Here is a 21,662-nt window from a genome sequence, read left to right as displayed (position 1 = left end):
CGTTACAGGCGACTTGCGTGCCAATCGACCGTCCGGCTGAGGCCCTCCTCCAGGGAGACGACCGGCCGCCAGCCCAGGACGCGGGCGGCCGGCTCGATGTCGGAGCGCTGCGCGCGGTCCAGCGGGCGGGCGGCCACCGCGCCGTACACGGGCCTGGCGGGGCCGCCGACGATCTTCGCCAGCAGCTCCGCGGTGTCGCGGATGGAGACCGGCTCCGGGGCGCCGATGTCGAGCACGTGCCCGGCCGCGTCACCGCTGGCGCCCGCGCGGACGAACGCCTCCACCACGTCGTCCACGTACACCCAGGTGATCAGCCTGGTCCCGGACGTCAGCTCGGGCGCCTGCCCGCGCAGCAGCGACAACGTCACGTACGGCACCAGCCTGGCCAGGTTCGGCTCGCCCGGGCCGTAGACCATGGCCACCCGCAGCACCGAGACCGGCACCTGCCACAGCGCGTGGTACAGGCGCGCGTACCCGGTCGCCGCCGCCTTGGCCGCCGCGTACGGGGAGCCGGGAGCCTGACCGTCACGCGGCTCCTCCACGGACCCGGCCAGCACCACGCTGCGCACCGAAGTGCCGGTGAGCGCGGTCAGCAGGTTCACCGTGGCGCCCAGGTTGCCCGCCAGCGTGGGGCCCACGGTGGCCGGCTCGCGTACGCCGGTGACCTCGCCGGCCAGGTGGAAGACCACCTCGGGCGCGACCCGCGCGACCAGCTCCGCGGTGGCGGCGGCGTCGGTGAGGTCCACCGCGTGCCAGCTCTCGCGCCCCTGCGGGCGGCGGCTCACCGCGTGCGTCTCCGCGCCCAGCTCGGTCAGCCGCCGGACGAGGTGGGAGCCGATGAACCCGGTCGCGCCCGTTACCAGGGCCCGCGTCCCGTTCCAGACGGACATGCGGCCTCCGCGGTTCTTTCAGTCGTGTTGTTCGGGTGACGGTATGGGATCGCCCGAATCGTGCCAGACGTTTCCCGACCCCGCCCGGAGCGTCGAACGCGTGCTCAGCAGGATGGGGCAGTCGTACGCGGAGCCGCGGCCGAACCGGTTGCCGGTGACCCGCTGCCCGGTCAGCGGCCGGCCCAGCGGCGTGTGGTCGATGTTGACCACGCAGGCGCCGCCGTCGAGGTAGTTGTCCTCCACCCGCAGGTCGTCCGCCGAGGACTGGACGGCCGCGTTCGGGTCCTCGGTGGTGGAGACGTCGATCGTGTTGTGCCGCAGCGTGACGCCGCGCTGCTCGGCGAACGCCTGGACGCCGTCGTTGTGCGTGGACTCGCCGCCCTGGTCGGGATCGCTGGCGAACCAGCTCAGGTCATGGATGTAGGAGTCCTGGACCAGGGTTTCGGTATGAGCCTTGATCCCGTCCACCGTGCCGCGGAACTCGCTGCGGTAGATCTTGGTGTGCGCCGCCCAGATGCCGTCGATCGACGGCGAGGGGTGCGTGGGGTAGAACTCGGAGTCCTCGATCACGGTGTCGCGGGCGTGCTCGCTGTCGACCAGCGGGCGTGTCTCCTCGGTGGGGCCGCCGCGGAAGACGCACTTCCTGAACGTGACGCCGCGCGCGGTCACGGTGACGAAGCCGTAGAAGACCTTGCCCTCGACGACCTCGCCGTCCCTGGCGAAGACCTGGTCACCGGCGACGTCGGTGAGCGTCGTGCCCGGGGGGACGCCGGTCGAGGCGGCGTCGGGGAAGCCGGCCGGGACCGTCGCCGGGGGGCTGACCGCTTGATCTGCAGCCTTATTCGCCTGGTCTGTGGCCTTTTCGGCTGGTTCGGCCGTCTGTCCGGCTGGGCTCTCGGCCTGCCCGGCCGGCTCGGTCGGTTCACCCGCGACGGCCACGACCAGTGCCAGGGCGGCGACCGCGGCTACAACGTACGACCACGTCCTCGCCACCCCGGCATCGTCGCGAAAAATCAGCCGATGCGCCAGGTGTCGCCACCCAGCAGCAGCTCTCCCAGGTCGCCGGGCCCCTTCTGGGCCACGGCCTCTTCCAGCTGCTCGGCCATGAGCACGTCGTACGCCGGCCGGTCGACCTGACGGAAGATGCCGATCGGCACGTGCTCGAAGGCCGGCTCGTCGAGCCTGCTGAGCGCGAAGGCCACCGACGGGTCGGGGTTGTGCGCGTCGTGCACGAGGATCTCGTCCTCGCTCACGCCGTCGCGGGCCACGACCTCGATGCCGCCGTTCGCACCGCGGACGACGGCCTTCGAGGCGCTGGTGATCGGTTGCCCGTGTTCCAGCCGCAGCGTGATGTCGTCGCGGACCTCGGGGTCCTTGAGCTGCTCGAAGGCGTTGTCGTTGAAGATGTTGCAGTTCTGGTAGATCTCGACCAGCGACGTGCCGCGGTGCTCGGTCGCCTCGCGCAGCACCGACTGCAGGTGCTTGCGGTCGGAGTCGATGGTCCTGGCCACGAACGACGCCTCGGCGCCGATGGCCAGCGAGATCGGGTTGAACGGCTTGTCCAGCGAGCCCATCGGGGTCGACTTGGTGATCTTGCCGACCTCGGAGGTGGGGGAGTACTGGCCCTTCGTCAGGCCGTAGATCCTGTTGTTGAACAGCAGGATGTTCAGGTTGACGTTGCGCCGCAGCGCGTGGATCAGGTGGTTGCCGCCGATGGACAGCGCGTCGCCGTCACCGGTGATCACCCACACGCTCAGGTCGGGCCTGCTGGCCGCGAGCCCGGTCGCGATGGCCGGCGCCCGGCCGTGGATGGAGTGGAAACCGTAGGTGTCGAGGTAGTACGGGAAGCGCGAGGAGCAGCCGATGCCCGAGACGAACACGATGTTCTCCCGCTTGAGCCCCAAATCGGGCAGGAAGCTCTGCACCGCGGCCAGGATCGCGTAGTCACCGCAGCCCGGGCACCAGCGCACCTCCTGGTCGGACTTGAAGTCCTTCATGCCCTGCTTCACGTCGGTCTTCGGGATGAGCGACAGGCCCTTCCCATTAACCAGCTCAGTCACTGTCGATCACGTCCTGGATGACTCCGGCCAGCTCCTCGGCCTTGAACGGGAGCCCGCGCACACGGTTGTAGCTGATCACGTCGACGAGGAAGCGCGCCCGCAGCAGCAGCGCCAGCTGACCGAGGTTGATCTCGGGCAGCAGCACCTTGTCATAGCGCTTGAGCACGTCGCCGGTGTTGGCGGGCAGCGGGTTGAGGTGACGCAGGTGGGTCTGCGCGACCTTGCCACCGCTCCTCCTGATGCGCCGCACGGCCGCGGCGATCGGCCCGTACGTCGAACCCCAGCCGATGACCAGCACCCTCGCGTCACCGTCGGGGTCGTCGACCTCCAGGTCGGGCACGTCGATGCCGGCGATCTTGGCGGCCCTGGTGCGGACCATCAGGTCGTGGTTGTTCGGGTCGTAGGAGATGTTGCCGGTGCCGTCGGCCTTCTCGATGCCGCCGATGCGGTGTTCGAGCCCGGGGGTGCCGGGGATGGCCCACGGGCGGGCGAGGGTCTCGGTGTCGCGCTTGAACGGCAGGAACTCGCCGTCGGCGCCGTTGGGCTCGGTGGTGAACTCCTGCGAGATGTCCGGCAAGTCGGAAATCTCCGGCAGGCGCCACGGCTCCGAGCCGTTGGCCAGGTAGCCGTCCGAGAGCAACATGACCGGAGTGCGATATTTGACGGCGATCCTGGCCGCCTCGACGGCCGCGTCGAAGCAGTCGCTCGGCGACATCGGCGCCACGACCGGCACCGGCGACTCGCCGTTGCGCCCGAACAACGCCATCAGCAGGTCGGTCTGCTCGGTCTTGGTCGGCATGCCGGTGCTGGGACCGGCCCGCTGCACGTCCACGACGATCAACGGCAGCTCGGTGGTGACCGCCAGGCCGACGGTCTCCGCCTTCAGCGCCACGCCGGGGCCGCTCGTCGTGGTCACGCCCAGCGCTCCGCCGAACGCCGCGCCCAGCGCCGCGCCGACGCCCGCGATCTCGTCCTCCGCCTGGAAGGTGCGGATGCCGAACCGCTTGTGCTTGCTCAGCTCGTGCAGGATGTCGCTGGCCGGGGTGATCGGGTAGGACCCCAGGAACAGCGGCAGCTTCGACTGCACGCTCGCCGCGATCAGTCCGTACGCCAGCGCCTGGTTGCCGGAGATGTTGCGATAGACGCCCGGCGCCAGCCGCGCGGGCTTGACCTCGTAGGAGACCGAGAACGACTCGGTCGTCTCGCCGTAGTTCCAGCCGGCCTGGAAGGCCGCGATGTTGGCCTTGGCCAGATCGGGCTTCTTGGCGAACTTCTGCTCGAGGAACTTGACGGTCTGCTCGGTCGGCCGGTGGTAGAGCCAGGACAGCAGGCCGAGGGCGAACATGTTCTTCGACCGCTCGGCGTCCTTCTTGGACAGGTCGAAGTCCTCGAGCGCCTTGACGGTCAGCGAGGTCAGCGGCACCGCGTGCACCCGCCACTCGCTCAGCGACTCGTCCTCCAGCGGGTTGGCGGCGTAGCCGACCTTCTGCAGGTTGCGCTTGGTGAACTCGTCGGTGTTGGCGATGATGTCGGCGCCCCTGGGCAGGTCGCCCAGGTTGGCCTTGAGCGCGGCGGGGTTCATCGCCACGAGCACGTTCGGCGCGTCGCCGGGCGTGAGAATGTCGTGGTCGGCGAAGTGGAGCTGGAAGCTCGACACGCCGGGCAGGGTGCCTGCGGGCGCGCGGATCTCGGCGGGGAAGTTGGGCAGCGTCGACAGGTCGTTGCCGAACTCCGCCGTCCCCGCGGTGAAGCGGTCACCGGTGAGCTGCATGCCGTCGCCGGAGTCTCCAGCGAACCTGATGATCACGCGATCGAGTTGCTGGACCTGCTTTGTCACAGCTCAGTCCTCCTCGACGCGCCGATGCGCGGTTGCCTGGGCGCGTTCTCTGTATCCATGCTAGATCCTCGGAAGGTCACGCGTTTGCCAGCCGCGTTGAGCGGGTAAACGCGGTTGACATCAGTCAGGGTGAGGTGGGAGAGCGACGACACAGCCCGGACGCGAGCCTGCAGAGGTCTACATGCAGGCGGGCGAACAGGACGGTTCGGGTCACGAGCGCCAACTATACGTCCCCCTACTACGTGCGTTACGTCAGGGGCTGCTTACCCGGCAGCTCGTTTCCTGACCCGTACAGGCGTCCGGCCTGCATCCCCGCAGAGCCGTACAACTCAGGAACGGTGACGAACCTGTAACCCTTCCCGCGCAACCTTTTGAGGATGTCCGGAACCGCCACGACGGTTTCCCGATGGATGTCGTGCATAAGAATGATCGCACCTGGATGCGCCGCACGCACGGTCAGGTCCGCTATGTCGCCGGATTCGCCGGCTCGTCCCCCGATCTGGTCCTTGGTGTCGACGTCCCAGTTGACCAGAGCCAGCCCCATGTCGCGGGCGACGTCACGTACCCGCGGGCTCACCGCCCCGTACGGCGGGCGCACCAGCGTGGGCGTCTGCCCGATGACGTCCGCCACCACGCTGTTGGTCTTCCCGAGCGAGTCGGCGATCTTGCTGCTGGCCTGCTTCGACAGGTCCCTGTGCGCCCAGCTGTGGTTGCCGACCAGATGACCCTCCGCGCTCATCCGGCGCACCAGCGCCGGCTGCGCCATCGCGTTGCTCCCGACCGTGAAGAACGTCGCCCGCGCCCGCGCCCCCTTGAGCGCGTCGAGCAGCTTCCCCGTGTACGGTCCCGGCCCGTCGTCGAACGTCAGCGCCACGCACTTGACCCGCCCGCAGTCCACGCCGCCGGCCCTGCTGCTGACCGTGCCGGGGCTGGTCGTGGGCGCGAAGCGGGGCGGGCCGGCGTGCGTCGCGCTGCCGGCGCGCACGCTCTCCTGCGCCCGCCGGCCCAGATCCGACAGCAGCGGCTCCGCCTGCCAGGCCGGCACCGCCACGGCCAGCCGGCCGAGCGAGCAGGGGCCGAGTTGGCAGTCGTCGAACTCGACGACGAGGTCACCGTTCCGGTTGAAGGCCATCGAGTCGAACGTGTCACCGCCGGGCCGCAGGTCGTCCTGCTCGATCCGCGGCTTGCGCTCCTTGAACTGCTCCTTGACCAGCGCAGCCAGCGTCCTGAGCGCCGCTTTGCCCGCCAGCAGCCCGGTCGAGTCGACCGCCTTGCCGGCGCCCGGGTCGTACCAGTAGGTGCGGGTGGAGTTGCCCCATCGCGCGCCGAGATATTCGCCGGTGCGCAGCCGGACCGCGACGGCCTGGGGCGAGGCGGCGGCGAGCTGCCAGTCCACGTTCAGCTCGGGGCGGGGCGTCAGGTGCTCATCGCCTCGGGTGCGGTCGTGGAAGTCCTTCATCTGCCGCTCTGCCTGGGCGCGCAGGGCCTTGGTGAGCGCGGGGGCGCCGGGCAGTTCTGGGTAGTTGATGTGCACATATCTGCTGTCCGCGGAGTCGCCTTCGGTCAGCGTCCTGGTGGACAGACCGACGACGCCGGCGGGGTCGACGAAGTCGATCATCGTCGGCTCTGCCGGGACCATGACGTCCTTCCCGTCGCCGGCGGCGGCCATGCCGCAACCGGAGGCTGAGAGGGCCAGCAGAGCGATCCCCACACAGAACCGCGATTTATGCATGCATGTCAGGTTATGGTGCCGATCTTACCTTTTACTCCGATTTTGGGGGATAGGTCCAGAGGCTTTGACCGGTGCGGGTACCCCTCCTCGGGTTACCATCGCGTTCATGGACGGCTACTTCGGCTCGTACGCGCTGGTCGCCGCACTACTCGCCATCGGCGTCGCCATCGTGGCCGGCGCCCTGTTCGCCAACCGCCTGCTCCGCCCGAACCGCCCGACCCCGGAGAAGCTCACCACGTACGAGTGCGGGGTCGACCCCGTCGGGGAGGGGTGGGCGCAGTCACAGGTGCGCTACTACGTCTTCACGTACCTGTACGTCGTCTTCGCCGTGGACGCCGTCTTCCTGTTCCCCTGGGCCACCGTCTTCGACACGCCCGGCTACGGGCTGACGACGCTGGTGGAGATGTTCGTGTTCCTGGGGTTCATCGCGCTCGGCATCGTCTACGCCTGGCGCAAACGCGTCCTCACCTGGACCTGAGCACCCTCAGCGCGACTGGGGCCTTCAGCGTGCAAGCCGCTCGGTCCCCAAGCCGCTCAATGCACGAAGACGAGTTGGGCGAGCACGGCGAGCGCTGTCACGCCCGCCGAGACGACACTGATGACCACGAACCGATTGCCACCCACGTGGTCGACCCCGCGGACGGCTTCATGCAATACCTGAAAGCACGCGGCGACAGCGGCACACGCCCCGGTCGCCAGCACCCCGAGGACGCTCGTCCCGCCTGTCCGCTCGGCGACGAGGAAGAGGTAGAGCAGTTCGCAGGTGATCACCAGACCCGCCGTGGGCAGGCCCCAGGAGATCCAGACGTCCGACGGCTTCGAAGCCCGAGCCGCGGCCTTCCGTCCCCAATAGCGGTCATAACGCTCCTGGGGCGTCATGCGCCGGTGCGGAACCTTCGTCGAGAACGCACCCTGACGGCGGGGCCGGTCTCCCTTACGTAAACGCTTCTTACTGGAACCACTACCCACACCCGTCCAACGCCCCTGGAGATCGCGAAGTTCCACCCGCACCTCCACCCCTGATCGGCGCGCGCCCCCACCAGCCCGCCTCCGAGCGGCGCGTCCCCACCTCCGGAAGCAGCCAACCCACCACGTGATCGCGCGAGCTGAGCCGCCGACGAACCCCTATGGAACACCCCCTTTGGCGCCATTCCTTTGCCTGACCAGTGATCCGCGCAAGAATGGGCGACATGGCAGCAACGGATCTCCCGATGCCCACCGTGGGCCCGATCTCCCGGTTGGCGCCCAAACCGATGCGTTTCGTGCTCAATTGGGGCCGCCGTTATTCGCTCTGGGTGTTCAACTTCGGGCTGGCCTGCTGCGCCATCGAGTTCATCGCGACCTCCACCAGCCGCCACGACTTCATCCGCTTCGGCGTGATCCCGTTCGCGAACGGCCCCAGACAGGCCGACCTCATGATCGTCTCAGGCACGGTCACCGACAAGATGGCCCCGGCCGTCAAGCGCCTCTACGAGCAGATGCCCGACCCGAAGTACGTGATCTCGTTCGGCGCCTGCTCCAACACCGGCGGCCCGTACTGGGACTCCTACTGCGTCACCAACGGCGTGGACCAGATCATCCCCGTCGACGTGTACGTCCCCGGCTGCCCACCCCGGCCCGAAGCGCTCCTGTACGGCATCATGAAGCTCCAGGAGAAGATCGCCGGCGAGAAGCTCAGCGACCGCTACGTCTGGTCCCGCCCTCACGGCGACTCCCCGGAAGCGGACCAGTCATGACGGCCACGCCCCCGAACGGACAGAACGACCCCGACGCGACCCCGCACGGGCAGGGCGACTCAACCACGACCCCGACCGGCCAGGACGTTCCCAGCGACACCCCGACCGCGCAGGACAACTCCGACCCCGACCAGACCGACACCGAAACAGCTGAGGCCGAAACAGCCCAAGGCGGCGCAGTGACCGCCCGGATCTCGGCCCACTTCGGCGACCGCGTCCAAATCTCGGAGTCGTACGGCGACACCACCGCCGACGTGGCCCCCGCCGACTGGATCGCCCTGCTCACCTACGCCCGCGACGACCTCGGCCACGCCTTCTTCGACTGGCTGACCGGCGTGGACGACCCACCGGACGCCTTCCTCGTCGTGGCCCACGTCTACAACCCGGAGACGGGCAGCCGGCTGCTTCTGCGCACCCGCGTACCCAAGGACCACCCCCACCTGCCGACCGCCGTGGGCGTCTACCGGGGTGCGAACTGGCACGAGCGCGAGACGTACGAGATGTTCGGCGTGATCTTCGACGACCACCCCAACCTCGTGCCCCTCCTCCTGCCCGACGGCTTCGAAGGCCACCCGCTGCGCAAGGATTTCATTCTCGCCGCCCGCGTCGCCAAGCCCTGGCCGGGCGCGAAGGAACCGGGCGAATCAGGACACGGCTCCCCGAGCCGCCGCAAGACGCTTCCGCCAGGAGTACCTGCCGACTGGGGGCCGCCCGATGCTTGAAGTGGTGCTGAGCTTCGTCGTCATCCTGATCGTGTTCCTGGTGCTGCCCCTCATCATCGGGCAGACGGAGCACAAGGTCATGGCCCACATGCAGTCCCGCCTCGGCCCCATGTACGCGGGCGGGTTCCACGGCTGGGCGCAGCTCATCGCCGACGGGGTGAAGTTCGCGCAGAAGGAGGACATCATCCCGGCCGCGGCCGACCGCCGCATCTTCATGATCGCCCCAGGCGTGGCGCTCGTCCCGTACCTCGTCGTCCTGATCGTCATCCCCATCGACCGCGACCGCGTGGCCGTCGACCTCGACCTCGGCCTCTTCTTCGTCCTCGCCGTCATGGGCATCGGCGTCCTCGGCTCGATCATGGCGGGCTGGGCGTCGGCGAACAAATACTCCGTCCTCGGCGGCATGCGCTCGGCGGCCCAGCTCATGTCGTACGAACTGCCCCTCGTCCTCGCGGCCTCGTCGGTGGCCATGGCGGCCGGCACCCTGTCGCTCCCGTCGATCGTCGAAGCGTGGCAGTGGTGGTGGCTGCCCTGGCAGGCCATCGGCGGCATCGTCTTCTTCCTGGCCGGCCTGGCCGAACTCCGCCGCCCCCCGTTCGACATGCCGATCGCCGAGTCCGAGATCATCATGGGCCCGATGACCGAGTACACAGGCATGCGCTTCGCGCTCTTCATGCTCTCCGAGTACGCCGGCATCGTCGTCCTGTCCTTCCTGACCACCGTCCTGTTCCTGGGCGGCTGGCAGGGTCCTTTGCTGCCCGGGTGGCTGTGGACGCTGCTGAAGGTCTTCCTGCTGGCCTTCGTCGTGATCTGGCTCCGCGTCACCTACCCGCGACTGCGCGAGGACCAGCTCCAGAAGCTGGCCTGGGCCGTCCTCGTCCCCCTGGCCCTCGTCCAACTCGCCCTCACCGGCATCGTCAAGGTCCTCAGCTAACCCACCCAGGTCACGCCGCTCTGCTTACATGCATGGCGCCCGACCACGCCCGACCGTTCACCCCCACGCATATGCATGGCGGATGACCACTCCTGCCCACTCACCTCTACACACATGCACGGCGGATGGCCACATCCGGCCGTTGACCTACGTACACGCAGGGCTGACCATGTCCGGCCGTTGTACCTCGACGAACATGCAGGCCGACGACCACGTTCAACCATCCGCCCCTGCACACATGTACGGCGGATGGCCACGTCGGGCCATTCACCCCCACTCACCTGACGTGCCGCGCCACCGCGAAGAAACCTTGCCGCACCCCCATCCGTCGTACTCAGTAGGGGCCCACTGGAGGTACGACGCGTGACCGACAAGCTTCTCCCAAGCGCGGGCGCAACCGAGGACGCCCCATGCCCCCAGACCATCCTCACGTCGAACCATCCCCACACCCTGACGGTCACAGACCCGACCACCGGCGACTCGACCACCCTCACCCCGGCCCGGCTCTACCTCTACCGCCACACGCGACAGACGATCTCCGACGAAGAACCCCCGTCCTTCGCGGGCCTGGCCGCTCTGGACGCCGATGACCTGATACTTCTCGACCTACCGGGCGAGTGGCACATCGAGCAGTTGGAGGAGTTCGCCCGCAGGGCGGAGATCCCCCTTCAAGACATCCGCAACCACACCTCCCGCGAGACCCGCATCGCCCTCGCAGCCCGAGCTCCCGGCTGGCGTCGCATGCACGGTCTCCCCAGCCCAGCCCCGCCGCCGCGCTGGCGCAAGCCGGTGGCCATCTGCGCCGGAATCGCGGGCGCGGCACTGATGATCTATCTCGCCATGTCGGGGCTGTGGCTGGCCTGGCGCGGTCTGTCCACCTTCGGCCGGATCATCCTGGACCTCGTGGAGGGCAAGTGGCTCCTGGTGGCCTTCAGCCCCGTCCTGCTGGTCCTGCGCCCCCTCCGCGCGAAGTTCCATCGTTACCAGGTCAAGCGCGGCCGCGCCCTGGGCCCGTACACCGGCCTCCACCTCGTCCTCGGCGCCGCCAACAAGCTCCAGGTCCGCACCGGCAACGCCGTCATTGCCGAGTTCCGCCTCGGAGAGCTCCATGGCCAAGCGTTCAGCCTCCTCCTCTACCGCCACGAGAACCTGACCGGCCTCCTCATCCGCGACCGCTACGACCGCCCCCTCCACCACCTCCCAGGCCCGTGGTCCCCCCACCACGCGGAACACTTCGCCAGACGCCACGACCTCGCCCTGGCCATCCACCAGATAGACCGCGACGAATACACAACCTTGACCAAGCGAACCCGAGAAGCCACCCCCTGACCCCACCCGTGCGTACGGGCGTCGGCACCGACTCCGTCCACGGGACGACAACGAAGAAAGTGCGGCCGACCACGCGCCCGAGTTCCAGGATGACCAGGCCAGGCCGACGACATAGGCGTCCAGCGGTCTCCTCCCGCGCGGTTGACGGCCTACGAGCAGACGCCATCACGCCGCCACAGGCATCCGGCCGGTACCTCACGCCTGGCGCCGACCTGACGAGCGCGGCGGGGCCACGCAGCATCTCGCGAGCCGGGCCACACAACCGCGCTGGAGGCAGCGCCGACCTGCACACCACCGAGACCACCGAGCGCTACGGCTAGGTCAACCGGGCCATCCCCCAGACAAGCCACCCCGGAACAGCCATCTCCGACCACACACCCCAACCGCAACACCGGACCGGACGGAAGCGCCTCTACATACACACACTTCGATTCGGACAGGGCCGGAGGGAAGTCACCTTCATGCACATCCCGATCGAGCGAGCCGAACTGCAACGGCGCCTTCTGCATACCCGAACCCGGGGAGCCGGAGTGGGAGCGGTCCCTCCTGCACATCCCGGATCGTGCCGAGCGGCAGGGGACCCGAGCTCCTACACCCCTCGATCGGTCCGAGCGGGACGGGAACGGCGCCTTCTGCATACGCGAATCCAGGGGAGCAGGGGGAAACAGCGCTCCTTGCATACCTCGCCTCAGACGGGGCGGACGGGAACAGCTCCTCCTACACACCCGGACCCAGACAATGCCGAGGGGAACCCCCTCCTGCACAATCCGATCGAGCGATCCGAACGGGAAGGGCGCCCTCCTGCATACCCGAACCCGAGCGAGCCGGATGGGAACAGTCCACCCTGCATACCCTTCCAGCACACCTGAAGCCCCCGCGCCGGCTGAACGAGAGCCGACTTCCTATCTACGTCGACTTCCACCCGTGAGACCAGCACACGCCCACCCACTCAGCCCAGGATCGGACCCCCCACTCACCGCCGCGGAAGCTGCCCCGCCGACAACACCAGCCACCCACCACCGACCACCACCGAACCCAGTGACCACCAATCACCGACCACTGAACCCCGCGACCACCAACAACCGAACCCAGCGGCCACCAACCGACCCCGCACCCTCAAACCCGCAGATGCCCGAACCCTCAAACGCCCGAAACCCTCGAACGCCCAGAAGCCCAGCTCAGCGCACGATCGCCAACATCACGTCCGAAGCCGACGGACGTTCGTCAGGCCGCTTGTTGAGGCAGGCCCCCACAATCCCCCGCAACCCAGGCGGCAACGGCGACAGGTCCGGATGGAAGGTGAGCACCCGGTTGAACACCGCCGGCACCGTGTCCTCCCCGAACGCCGGCCGTCCCGTCGCCGCGAACATGATCGTCACAGCCCAGCTGAACACATCCGAAGCCGGCCCCACGGTCTCGCCGGACAGCTGCTCAGGCGACATGTACGGCGGCGTCCCGACCATTTTGCCCGACGTCATCGTCACCTGATCAAGCGCACGAGCGATGCCGAAGTCGATCACCCGCGGCCCATCGTTCCCGATCAGCACGTTGCTCGGCTTGAAGTCACGATGAACCACTCCAGCCTTGTGGATGGCCGCCAGCGCCCCGGCTGTGGATAACGCCAGCCGCGTCAGGCTGTCCTCGTCGCGCGGACCGCGCTTCTTGACGAGCTGCTCCAGCGACGGCCCCTCCACGTACTCGCTGACGATGTACGCCTGCTGCCCGGTGATGCTCACGTCGAGCACCCGAGCTGTGGAAAACGTCGCGACCCGCCGCGCCGCCTCGACCTCCCGCGCGAAGCGCGTTCTGGCCGTCTCGTCCACCAGATCATGGAGCACCTTCACGGCGACCCGCGTCCCGTTGGGCGCCACGGCGAGGTAGACCGCGCCCTGCCCGCCCCGCCCGAGCGGTTGCAGCACGCGATAGTGCCCCACCCACTGCGGCTCGCTGCTCGACCGGTGATGCGTGGGCGCGGTCGTCCGTTGCCGCAGGTCGACCGGCGGACGCGACGTCCCGCCATGCCGGGCCTGCGCCATCCCTCCGTGCCGCCGCCCGTGCGCCGTACCGTCCAACCCTGTGCGCGCGGGCCCTTGCGGCCGCCCGTACGCCGGGCCCTCCAACCGCGCGCGAGCCATGAACGGCACCAGGATCGCCGAGTGGATGAGCCCACCGATCCAGCTGACCAGCAGCCCCATCGTCGCCAGCACGGACACCCCCGGCGGCCACTCCTCGTATTCGGTGTACGCCAAGGTCGCGATCGCGAAGGTGCCGATGCCGACCAGGTAGACGGACGCGGCGGCGGCGTGCCAGAAGTTGCGCAGCCAGAACGCGGCGATCCCGATGGTGAACGGAGTCGCCAGACCGCACGTGAACAGGGGCAGGCAGGCCCAAGCAACGGCGGCCGTCCACCTCATGCCACTGGGGCGGATCGGATGGCTGTGTTGCATGGCGGAGAGACTATCGCCATGCCGTGGTTCATATCGGGCATGCGCACAGGTTGTGGATAACCACCCGTCAACCTGTGGACAGCTGTGGAAAAACTGGGGACAACGGCCTCACTCATTCACCTGCGCGGCCAAGTACGTCATGATGTTGAACCATGGCGCGGATTCCGGGAGTCGGACTGGCGAAAGGGTTGTCCATCACCCTTCGCCACATGCTGCGCAAATCCGTCACCCAGCAATATCCCGAGGTCAGGCCCGCCCTCCCGCCCCGCAGCCGAGGCGTCATCGCCCTGGTTGAGGAAAACTGCACCTCTTGCATGCTCTGCGCCCGAGAGTGTCCCGACTGGTGCATCTATATCGATTCCCACAAGGAGACGATCCCGGCCCCCGAGGGCGGCCGCGCCCGCCAGCGCAACGTGCTCGACCGCTTCGCCATCGACTTCTCGCTGTGCATGTACTGCGGCATCTGCATCGAGGTCTGCCCCTTCGACGCGCTCTTCTGGTCCCCGGAGTTCGAGTACGCGGAAGGCGACATCCGCAACCTCCTCCATGAGAAGGACAAACTGGCCGCCTGGACCCAGACCGTTCCTCCACCCCCGGCCCATGACCCCGGCGCCGAACCTCCCAAGGAGCTGACGGCCGCCCCCCGCCGCCCGGCCCGCACCGCCGCGGCAGCAGACCGCCCACCCCGCACCCCGGCCGCCGACCGCCCAACCAGGCCTTCGTCCAGCGACGACTCAGCACGTACGCCGACAGAAGGCCAGGCGACCGACCCCCCGAGAGCCGACACCGCAAGACCGGGCGTTCCGGCACCCGACACCGAGGCAACGGACGTCTCACCCGCCGGACGCTCCCGTACCCCAGACGAACCGGCCACCCCACAGACACGTTCGGACGAGCCGTCCGCTCCAAGCGGACGTCCCCGCCGCTCGATGGCGAACGTACGAGGAATCCGTCCTCCAGGCGCCCTGCCCACCCCTCCCAAGGGCGACGCCCCCACCACGCCCGCGGAAGAGGCCACGCGTCCGTCAGCCCAGACAGGCGAAGACGAGAGCCGGCCCCAGACCGGCGAGAACACGTCATCCAGCCAGACCCAGGCGACCCCCGAGCCTCCACCCGAAGGACCGAGCGAGGCCGAGCCTCCAACCGAGAGCCAGGCTGAGACCGAGCCTTCATCCACAGGGCGGCCGCCTCCAGAAAAGTTGTCCACAGCCTCGGGCGAGGCGCAACCAAGCCCCGATCCCGAGGAGCAGACTTCTGCCGCGAGCCCTCGCCGGCGCAAGATGGCCGATCCACGGTCCATCCGCCCGCCGGGTGGGCTCGGTCCTGGCGAGACAAGGGAGTCCGAGGAGGAGTCGTGACCGAGGCGGTGCCCTCCTACCTGTCACCCACCGGGCAAGAGATCGTCTTCTTGCTCCTGGGCGCGGTAGCGGTTGGATCGGCGCTGCTCGTCGTCACGACCAGACAACTCGTCCACGCCGCCCTCTGGCTGGTGCTCTGCTTCGGCGCGCTGGCGGGCGGCTATCTCGTCCTGACCGCGGAGTTCGTGGCGTGGGTGCAGGTGCTCATCTACGTGGGCGCGGTGGTCGTGCTCATGCTGTTCGGCATCATGCTCACCCGCGCCCCCATCGGCCGCTCCGCCGACCTCGACAGCAACAACAGAGTGGTCTCCGCCGTGGTGGCGCTCGCGACGGCCGCGCTCCTCGTCACGGTGGTGATCGACGGTTTCCGTACGGCCTACGCCCCGCTCACCCCGGGCCCCGGCGCCGCGAAGGAACTGGGCGCCAGCGTGTTCGCCACCTGGGTGCTGCCGTTCGAGGCACTGTCGGTGCTGTTGCTGGCCGCGCTGATCGGCGCCATCGTCCTGTCCCGCACCGACATCCCGGGAGGCTCGCCCGAGCCGGGCACCGCCCATCTAGCCGCAAATCCTGACACCTCCGGCGGCTCACCAGACGAAACCCGGAGCACCGGATCACCCGACCGGACAGTGGACGGCTCACCACCCGATCAGACCGGGGGTCATTAGTGCACATCGTCTACCCGGCGGTCGTCTCCGCGCTCCTGTTCTCCATCGGCGTCTACGGCGTGCTCGCCCGCCGCAACACGATCCTCGTGCTGATGTCGGTGGAGCTGATGCTCAACGCGGTCAACCTCAACCTGGTCGCGTTCGACGTGTGGCTGGGCGACCGCCTCCACAGCGGCCAGGTGCTCACCCTCTTCGTCATCGTCATCGCGGCGGCCGAGGTGGGCCTGGGCCTGGCGATCGTGCTGGCCCTCTACCGCAACCGCCGCACCGTCGACATCGACCACCTCCGCGACCTGGCCGAACCCACCGACGAACGTCTCACCCCAGCCCAGGCAGCCGCCGTCCTCCCACCCACAGACGGCCACACGCCCCAGCCACAAACGCTGACCTCGCCTCAAACGTCGGCCTCACCACAGACCTCTCCCTCGCCCCGAACGCCGACGTCGCCCCGAACCCCGGTCCCGGCCCCGGCCGCGAAGCCCGAGCCAAAACCCCAGCCGACCACCGACGCGGACGACGCACCGGCCACCGGCGGACCCGCGTCCCCCGACGACCCCTCTCACCGAACCACCCCCGAGGCAACCGGCGAACCCGAAGCGCCCGTCAAGCGAGGCGGTGGCCCACGATGACGACCTTCCCGCTGCTGGCCATCCTCCTGCCCTTCGTCGCAGCCTTCGCCGGCCTCCTGCTGTCCCGCTGGCCCCACCACGGCGGCCGAACGCCCGCCGCCGGGCTCGGCCAGAAGGACGAGGCAGCAGGCGAACGAGCCAACACCCGAGCCGCCTGGATCGCGATCCTCCCCACCGCAGCCGCGACCATCCTGGCGACCTGGCTGGCCTGGACCCCAGGCCTGTCCTACTTCACCGGCTCCACCACCCCACCCACCGGCGAAACGTACGGCACGATCGTCACCGGGGCCGTTCCGATCTCGCTGACCCTCCAGGCCGACGCCCTGTCCGGAGTCCTCGGCGTCCTGGTGACCGTGGTGGCCCTGGCCGTACAGGTCTACTCGGTCGGCTACCTCAAATCCGACCCCCGCTACCCCTCCTACAGCGCGTTCATCAGCCTGTTCACCAGCGCCATGCTGCTGGTCGTCTACGCGGGCGACCTCCTGGTCCTCTACGTGGGCTGGGAGATCATGGGCCTGTGCTCCTACCTCCTCATCGGCCACTGGTGGGAAGACCGGGGCAATTCGCGCGCCGCGGTGAAGGCGTTCCTCGTGACCCGCCTGGGCGACGTCGGGTTCCTGTTCGGCATCTTCGTCCTGGGCATCGGCGCGGGCAGCTTCCGCATCGCCGACGTACTGGCGAAGGTGCCGGAGATGTCCGCGGCCACGCTGGTGACGGCCACGATGCTGCTGCTGGCGGGGGTGGCGGGCAAGAGCGCGCAGGTGCCGCTGCACACCTGGCTCCCCGACGCGATGGCGGGCCCGACGCCGATCAGCGCCCTGATCCACGCCGCCACCATGGTCGCGGCCGGCATCTTCATCGTGGCCAGGCTCTACCCGGCGTTCCTCGCCGCCCGTCCGACACTCGACGTACTGGCCGTCGTCTCCGCGCTCGGCATGCTCGGCGCCGCCCTGGCCGCGCTCGCCCAAGACGACCTGAAACGCGTTCTCGCCTACTCCACCGTCAGCCAGCTCGCGTACATGGCGGGCGGCCTGGCCGCCGGCTCCGACACCGCGGCGATCTTCCACCTGCTGACCCACGGCGCGTTCAAGGCGCTGCTGTTCCTGTGCGCGGGCGCGGTGATCCACCACGTCGGCTCCAACCTGATGAGCCAGATGGGCGGCCTGCGCCGCGAGCTGCCGGTCACGTTCGTGACGATGACGATCGGCTTCGCCGCCCTGGTGGGCATCCCGCCGGCCAGCGGCTTCTTCAGCAAGGACGGCCTGCTGCTGGCCATGGACGACGCGCTGACCGGCGGTCCGGTGAGCGGAGGCGGCCTGACCGACGCGGCCGCCCTCCTCCTGTACGGGTGCGCGCTCGCCACCGTGGCCGTGACCGGCGCCTACGCCGCCAGAGCCTGGCTACGCACGTTCTTCGGCGTGGCGAAGGCCGTGGCGCTGCCCGAGCCGGAGCCCGGCACCGCTCACGTCGTGGACGTCAGGGAGGCCCCCCGGACGATGCTCGTGCCGCTCGTCGTCCTCGCCGTCCCCGCCCTGCTGCTGGGCTTCGCCGGCGAACCGCATCTCGACCTCGGCGTGGCGGCCATCAGCGTGGTGCTCGCGGCGCTGGGCGCGGGGGCGACGTACGCGTTCTGGCGCAGCGACCCCCTCGCCGACCCGGCCCGCCTGCTGGGCCCGCTGCGGGCGCCGTGCGAGCGGGCGTTCTACGTGGACGCCCTGTACGCCGCGCTGTTCGTCCGCCCGGTGCTGGCCCTGGCCAGGCTCGTCGTCAGGACGGACGACGCGGTCGTCGACGGGGCGGTGCGCGGCTCCGGCAGATCGGCACGCGGGCTCTCGGGCGTGCTGCGCCTGGCGCAGAACGGCAACGTCCAGCTCTACGTCAGCGGCGTCCTGGCCGGCGTCCTGTTGATCGCGGTGGGGGCGGTGGTGTTCACGTGACGACTGGGACGGGACGCGGGACCACGGAGGAAGGGGTGCCCGCATGATGGCCTGGATCCCCGTGGCGCTCCTCGCCGTGCCGCTGCTGGGCGCGCTCCTGCTCCTCCTCGCCCCGCGACTGCTCCGCCCCAGGCTCCGTACGTACGGGCTGATCTTCTCCGGCCTCACGCTGGCGCTGAGCCTGCTGCTGGTCGCCACGTTCGACTACGGCCGGCCCGCCGACGTGCAGTTCGAGCTCGACCAGCCCTGGATCCCCGGCCTCGGCCTGCGCTTCCACCTCGGCATCGACGGCATCTCACTGCCGCTGATCACCCTCACGGCCCTGCTGACGTTCCTGTGCTTCGTCTACCTGTGCTGGGGCAACGCACGGGGATCCGGCCAACTCCTGACCACCAAGCCGCCCGCGGAAGCCGAGGCGGCCACAGCAGCCGAGCCGATCACAAGAGCCAGACCAAGAGCACTGGTCTTCACCCTGCTCGTCCTCGAAGTAGGCATGATCGGCACCTTCCTCGCCCTGGACCTCCTCCTCTTCTTCGTCTTCTTCGAGATCGTGCTCATCCCGATGTACTTCCTGATCGGCATCTGGGGCGGCGAAGGACGCAGGGCGGCCTCGATCAAGTTCATCCTCTACACGCTGCTCGGCTCGGTCGTCATGCTGCTCGGCCTGCTCCTGATCTGGGCCCAGACCGGCACCCTCGACATCGTGGCGCTGAGCACGTCCCACGGTGCGGGGATGTCCGGGTCCATCCAGATCCTGGCGTTCGTGGCGATCGGCATCGGCCTGGCGGTGAAAACCCCCATGTGGCCACTGCACACCTGGCTCCCCGACGCCCACACCGAGGCTCCCACCGTCGGCTCGGTGCTGCTCGCGGGCGTGCTGCTGAAGATGGGCACGTACGGCTTCGCCAGGATCGCCATCCCCGTCCTGCCCGAGGGCGCGGTCGCGGTGGCGCCCTGGCTGGGCGCCCTGGCCGTGGTCGGCATCGTGTACGGCGCCCTGGCCTGCCTCGCCCAGCGCGACCTGAAACGCATGATCGCCTACTCCTCTGTCGGGCACATGGGGTTCGTCCTGCTCGGCTTCGCCACGCTCACTCCCGTGGGCGTCAACGGCGCCCTCTTCGCCAACGTCGCCCACGGCCTGATCACCGGCCTGCTGTTCTTCCTGGCCGGAGCGATCAAAGAACGCCACCACACCGCCGACATGCCCACTCTGGGCGGCGGCCTGCTGGCGACGCTGCCGCGGCTGGGCGCTCTGCTCACGTTCGCGGCGATCGCCTCGCTCGGGCTGCCGGGCCTGGCCGGGTTCTGGGGGGAGATGCTGGCCCTGTACGGGGCGTTCCAGCCGGCCGCGGGGCTTCCGCGCGGGCTGTTCCTCACGTACATGGTGATCGGCGGGCTGGGCGCGGTCCTGACGGCGGCGTACTTCCTCGTCATGCTCTCCCGCCTCACCCACGGCCGCCCCCAGCCGCCCGCCCGCACGAGCCCGTCCGGGACGAACATCGTGGGCCCGCCCCCGGAAACCCCCGACGAGCAGCCCGTCGTCCCGCTCGGCGCGCCCGCGCGAACCACCACGACCACCCTCGAACCACCCCCAGCCGACGGCGCCATCGAGGACATCAACCAGCACGAGCTCCTGGCCTGGACCCCGCTGGTGGCCCTGACCCTTCTGTTCGGCCTCTGGCCCGGCCTGCTGCTGTCGCTGACCACGCCGCCCGTCCAAGCCCTGCTGGGAGCCATCTCATGATCCAGCAGATCGACTACTTCGTGATCGCGCCCGCGCTGGCGCTCGCCCTGGCGGCCGGCCTGGTGCTGCTGCTGGACGCGTTCCTGCCGGCCCGCCCGCGCACGCGAACCGGCCTGGGCCTGGTCACGCTCGCGGGCGTCCTGCTCTCCCTGGGCTTCGTGGTCGCCCAGGCGGTCAGTGGTGGCTCGCCGCGGTCGACGTTCTGCGTCCCGCCGAACCTCGCCGAGGGCGAGCAGCTGTGCTCGTACGTCACCGACGGGTTCACCCTGGTCTTCGCCGGCCTGATGCTCGTGGCCGCCGTGGTGATCGTGCTGCTGTCGATGACGGAGCTGGCGGGCGGCGCGATCCCCGTCGGCGAGTGGTACTTCCTGCTCCTCTGCACCCTCGTGGGCGCGGTCACCCTGCCCGCCTCCCGCGATCTGATCATGCTCGTGGTGGCGCTCGAACTGGTCTCGCTCCCGGTCTTCGCACTCACCGCGATGAAGCGCTACGACGGCCGCGCGTCCGAGGCCGCCGTGAAGCTCTTCGTCGTGTCGGTCGTCTCGACGGCGGTCATGCTGTTCGGCGTCTCCCTGCTGTACGGCATCTCGGGCACGGTCTTCCTGTCGCGCCTGGCGGCGGTCTTCAGCGGTCAGGCGCCGGCTCCAGGTGTGCTGCCCCCCTCCCAGGAACTGCCCGCCGTCGTCACGGTCGGCGTGGTCCTCGTCGTCGCCGGCTTCGCCTTCAAGATCGCCGCGGTGCCGTTCCACTCCTGGGCGGCCGACGTCTACCAGGGCGCCCCCGTACCGGTAGCGGCATTGCTCTCGGTCATCTCGAAAGCGGCCGGTTTCGCCGGACTGATCCTCATCCTGGTCACCGGCCTGGCCGGGCAGGCGGCCACGTGGGCCCCCATCGTCGCGATCGTGGCCGCGCTGACCATGACCGCGGGCAACCTGCTCGCCATGCGCCAGCGCTCGGCCGTACGGCTGCTGGCCTGGTCCTCGGTGGCGCAGTCCGGCTACATCCTCGCTCCGCTGGCGCTGGCGGCGACGACCGCCCGCCCCGATCCCGCCCCGGCCGGGGGAGCGATCAGCGCGTCCATCGCCTACCTGGTCATCTACGCCGCCATGAACCTCGGCGCGTTCACCGTCGTCATGCTCGTGTCCAGGTGGTCCGCCCGCAACGAGCTCGACGACTACCGCGGCCTGGTGTTCCGCCGCCCGGCCGCGGGCATCGCGCTCGCGTTCTGCCTGATCTGCCTGGCCGGTCTTCCGCCCGGGCTGGCGGGCCTGTTCGCCAAGGTCTTCGTCTTCCGCGAGATCGTCGGCGGCGGGTACGGCTGGCTGGCCGTGGTCATGGCCGTCAACACGGTGATCGGCCTGTACTACTACGCCATCTGGACGGCCCGCCTCTTCGCCCCCGCCACGACCCCCGTCCCGCGGCGCGCGACGGGCACGTGGCTGGCCATGGCCATGGGCCTGGCCGTGGCCGCCGCCGTCCTCTTCTCGATCGCCCCCCAACTCGTCCTGGACCTGACCACCTTGTCTCCCTCCGGGTGAAAAATCCCCGCCCCGACCAGCACGGGGCTATGGACAAGTCGCGCTCCGCCCTCGGCTGAGCACAACGGGGAACGAAGGACCGGGTCATCGTCGTTGGACGTATG

The 21,662-nt window shown here is 69.3% G+C and carries 18 protein-coding genes and 1 pseudogene; 11 read left to right on the top strand and 8 right to left on the bottom strand.

Annotated elements, in window-relative coordinates; genetic code table 11:
• Positions 1 to 2 precede the first annotated feature (2 nt).
• The 6 genes from OIE67_RS44720 to OIE67_RS44700 form a co-directional block, all read right to left on the bottom strand.
• Entirely contained in the window at positions 3 to 890 is an 888-nt protein-coding gene (locus OIE67_RS44720) for an NAD-dependent epimerase/dehydratase family protein (protein WP_326631961.1), read from the bottom strand.
• A gap of 18 nt (positions 891 to 908) precedes the next feature.
• A complete protein-coding gene (locus OIE67_RS44715) occupies positions 909 to 1,883 on the bottom strand; it encodes a hypothetical protein (RefSeq protein WP_326631960.1) in 975 nt (324 codons plus the stop codon).
• 20 nt (positions 1,884 to 1,903) lie between these two features.
• Positions 1,904 to 2,950: a 2-oxoacid:ferredoxin oxidoreductase subunit beta gene (locus tag OIE67_RS44710; protein WP_326631957.1), complete on the bottom strand. Its 1,047-nt coding sequence runs from the start codon at positions 2,948 to 2,950 to the stop codon at positions 1,904 to 1,906.
• A complete protein-coding gene (locus tag OIE67_RS44705) occupies positions 2,943 to 4,787 on the bottom strand; it encodes a 2-oxoacid:acceptor oxidoreductase subunit alpha (protein ID WP_326631955.1) in 1,845 nt (614 codons plus the stop codon). Before OIE67_RS44705 ends, OIE67_RS44710 begins: the two co-directional genes overlap by 8 nt.
• A 124-nt stretch (positions 4,788 to 4,911) precedes the next feature.
• Positions 4,912 to 5,001 carry a putative leader peptide gene (locus OIE67_RS55675; RefSeq protein WP_311132193.1) on the bottom strand — a complete coding sequence of 30 codons (90 nt, stop codon included), beginning with the start codon at positions 4,999 to 5,001 and terminating at the stop codon, positions 4,912 to 4,914.
• A gap of 33 nt (positions 5,002 to 5,034) precedes the next feature.
• Positions 5,035 to 6,519 carry a polysaccharide deacetylase family protein gene (locus OIE67_RS44700; RefSeq protein ID WP_326631953.1) on the bottom strand — a complete coding sequence of 495 codons (1,485 nt, stop codon included), beginning with the start codon at positions 6,517 to 6,519 and terminating at the stop codon, positions 5,035 to 5,037.
• 106 nt (positions 6,520 to 6,625) lie between these two features.
• On the opposite strand from OIE67_RS44700, the gene OIE67_RS44695 reads away from it, so the two are divergent.
• A complete protein-coding gene (locus OIE67_RS44695) occupies positions 6,626 to 6,997 on the top strand; it encodes an NADH-quinone oxidoreductase subunit A (protein ID WP_106246306.1) in 372 nt (123 codons plus the stop codon).
• Positions 6,998 to 7,053: 56 nt separating this feature from the next.
• Here OIE67_RS44695 and OIE67_RS44690 read toward each other — a convergent pair whose 3' ends face one another.
• Positions 7,054 to 7,398, bottom strand: a complete 345-nt coding sequence (locus OIE67_RS44690) for a hypothetical protein (protein ID WP_326631949.1) — start codon at positions 7,396 to 7,398, stop codon at positions 7,054 to 7,056.
• 311 nt (positions 7,399 to 7,709) lie between these two features.
• Here OIE67_RS44690 and OIE67_RS44685 point away from each other — a divergent pair, with 311 nt between their 5' ends.
• The 4 genes from OIE67_RS44685 to OIE67_RS44670 all read left to right on the top strand — a co-directional run bounded on the left by OIE67_RS44685 (position 7,710) and on the right by OIE67_RS44670 (position 11,240).
• Positions 7,710 to 8,255: an NADH-quinone oxidoreductase subunit B gene (locus OIE67_RS44685; RefSeq protein WP_106246453.1), complete on the top strand. Its 546-nt coding sequence runs from the start codon at positions 7,710 to 7,712 to the stop codon at positions 8,253 to 8,255.
• Positions 8,252 to 8,977 carry an NADH-quinone oxidoreductase subunit C gene (locus tag OIE67_RS44680; RefSeq protein WP_326631946.1) on the top strand — a complete coding sequence of 242 codons (726 nt, stop codon included), beginning with the start codon at positions 8,252 to 8,254 and terminating at the stop codon, positions 8,975 to 8,977. The genes OIE67_RS44685 and OIE67_RS44680 overlap by 4 nt, the downstream gene beginning before the upstream one ends.
• Positions 8,970 to 9,911: an NADH-quinone oxidoreductase subunit NuoH gene (gene nuoH / locus OIE67_RS44675; protein WP_326631944.1), complete on the top strand. Its 942-nt coding sequence runs from the start codon at positions 8,970 to 8,972 to the stop codon at positions 9,909 to 9,911. Before OIE67_RS44680 ends, nuoH begins: the two co-directional genes overlap by 8 nt.
• 363 nt (positions 9,912 to 10,274) lie before the next feature.
• Positions 10,275 to 11,240 (top strand): hypothetical protein, encoded by a 966-nt coding sequence (locus OIE67_RS44670; RefSeq protein ID WP_326631943.1) that lies wholly within the window; start codon positions 10,275 to 10,277, stop codon positions 11,238 to 11,240.
• Positions 11,241 to 12,418: 1,178 nt separating this feature from the next.
• On the opposite strand, the gene OIE67_RS44665 is transcribed toward OIE67_RS44670, so the two are convergent.
• Positions 12,419 to 13,654: a serine/threonine-protein kinase gene (locus OIE67_RS44665; RefSeq protein ID WP_326631941.1), complete on the bottom strand. Its 1,236-nt coding sequence runs from the start codon at positions 13,652 to 13,654 to the stop codon at positions 12,419 to 12,421.
• A gap of 185 nt (positions 13,655 to 13,839) precedes the next feature.
• Between OIE67_RS44665 and OIE67_RS44660 the strand changes: the two genes are divergently transcribed.
• From OIE67_RS44660 to OIE67_RS44635, 6 genes and pseudogenes are all read left to right on the top strand, one after another.
• Positions 13,840 to 15,045, top strand: coding sequence for a NuoI/complex I 23 kDa subunit family protein (locus OIE67_RS44660; protein ID WP_326631939.1), 1,206 nt, complete (start codon positions 13,840 to 13,842; stop codon positions 15,043 to 15,045).
• Positions 15,042 to 15,710: an NADH-quinone oxidoreductase subunit J family protein gene (locus tag OIE67_RS44655; protein ID WP_326631936.1), complete on the top strand. Its 669-nt coding sequence runs from the start codon at positions 15,042 to 15,044 to the stop codon at positions 15,708 to 15,710. Before OIE67_RS44660 ends, OIE67_RS44655 begins: the two co-directional genes overlap by 4 nt.
• Positions 15,710 to 16,012 (top strand): annotated as a pseudogene (gene nuoK, locus OIE67_RS44650) (NADH-quinone oxidoreductase subunit NuoK); the annotation flags it as partial. The gene OIE67_RS44655 and the pseudogene nuoK, both read left to right, overlap by 1 nt.
• Positions 16,013 to 16,335: 323 nt before the next feature.
• On the top strand, positions 16,336 to 18,276 hold the full coding sequence (locus OIE67_RS44645) for an NADH-quinone oxidoreductase subunit 5 family protein (RefSeq protein ID WP_326631934.1): 1,941 nt from the start codon (positions 16,336 to 16,338) through the stop codon (positions 18,274 to 18,276).
• Positions 18,277 to 18,322: 46 nt separating this feature from the next.
• On the top strand, positions 18,323 to 20,020 hold the full coding sequence (locus OIE67_RS44640; RefSeq protein WP_326645681.1) for a complex I subunit 4 family protein: 1,698 nt from the start codon (positions 18,323 to 18,325) through the stop codon (positions 20,018 to 20,020).
• Positions 20,017 to 21,558, top strand: a complete 1,542-nt coding sequence (locus OIE67_RS44635) for an NADH-quinone oxidoreductase subunit N (protein WP_326631932.1) — start codon at positions 20,017 to 20,019, stop codon at positions 21,556 to 21,558. Before OIE67_RS44640 ends, OIE67_RS44635 begins: the two co-directional genes overlap by 4 nt.
• Positions 21,559 to 21,662: the final 104 nt, after the last annotated feature.

Source organism: Nonomuraea fuscirosea, from assembly GCF_035917475.1.
GTDB classification, from domain to species: Bacteria; Actinomycetota; Actinomycetes; order Streptosporangiales; family Streptosporangiaceae; genus Nonomuraea; species Nonomuraea fuscirosea.
The sequence above is the reverse complement of the archived record's forward strand: the minus strand, read 5'-3'. Positions and strand labels throughout refer to the sequence as shown.

Coding starts and splice junctions, on each gene's coding strand:
- OIE67_RS44720 (WP_326631961.1), bottom strand. CDS start 890: ATGTCCGTCTGGAACGGGACGCGGGCCCTGGTAACGGGCGCGACCGGG.
- OIE67_RS44695 (WP_106246306.1), top strand. CDS start 6,626: ATGGACGGCTACTTCGGCTCGTACGCGCTGGTCGCCGCACTACTCGCC.
- OIE67_RS44700 (WP_326631953.1), bottom strand. CDS start 6,519: ATGCATAAATCGCGGTTCTGTGTGGGGATCGCTCTGCTGGCCCTCTCA.
- OIE67_RS44680 (WP_326631946.1), top strand. CDS start 8,252: ATGACGGCCACGCCCCCGAACGGACAGAACGACCCCGACGCGACCCCG.
- OIE67_RS44685 (WP_106246453.1), top strand. CDS start 7,710: ATGGCAGCAACGGATCTCCCGATGCCCACCGTGGGCCCGATCTCCCGG.
- OIE67_RS44640 (WP_326645681.1), top strand. CDS start 18,323: ATGGCCTGGATCCCCGTGGCGCTCCTCGCCGTGCCGCTGCTGGGCGCG.
- OIE67_RS44660 (WP_326631939.1), top strand. CDS start 13,840: ATGGCGCGGATTCCGGGAGTCGGACTGGCGAAAGGGTTGTCCATCACC.
- OIE67_RS44635 (WP_326631932.1), top strand. CDS start 20,017: ATGATCCAGCAGATCGACTACTTCGTGATCGCGCCCGCGCTGGCGCTC.
- OIE67_RS44690 (WP_326631949.1), bottom strand. CDS start 7,398: ATGACGCCCCAGGAGCGTTATGACCGCTATTGGGGACGGAAGGCCGCG.
- OIE67_RS44665 (WP_326631941.1), bottom strand. CDS start 13,654: ATGAGGTGGACGGCCGCCGTTGCTTGGGCCTGCCTGCCCCTGTTCACG.
- OIE67_RS44645 (WP_326631934.1), top strand. CDS start 16,336: ATGACGACCTTCCCGCTGCTGGCCATCCTCCTGCCCTTCGTCGCAGCC.
- nuoH (WP_326631944.1), top strand. CDS start 8,970: ATGCTTGAAGTGGTGCTGAGCTTCGTCGTCATCCTGATCGTGTTCCTG.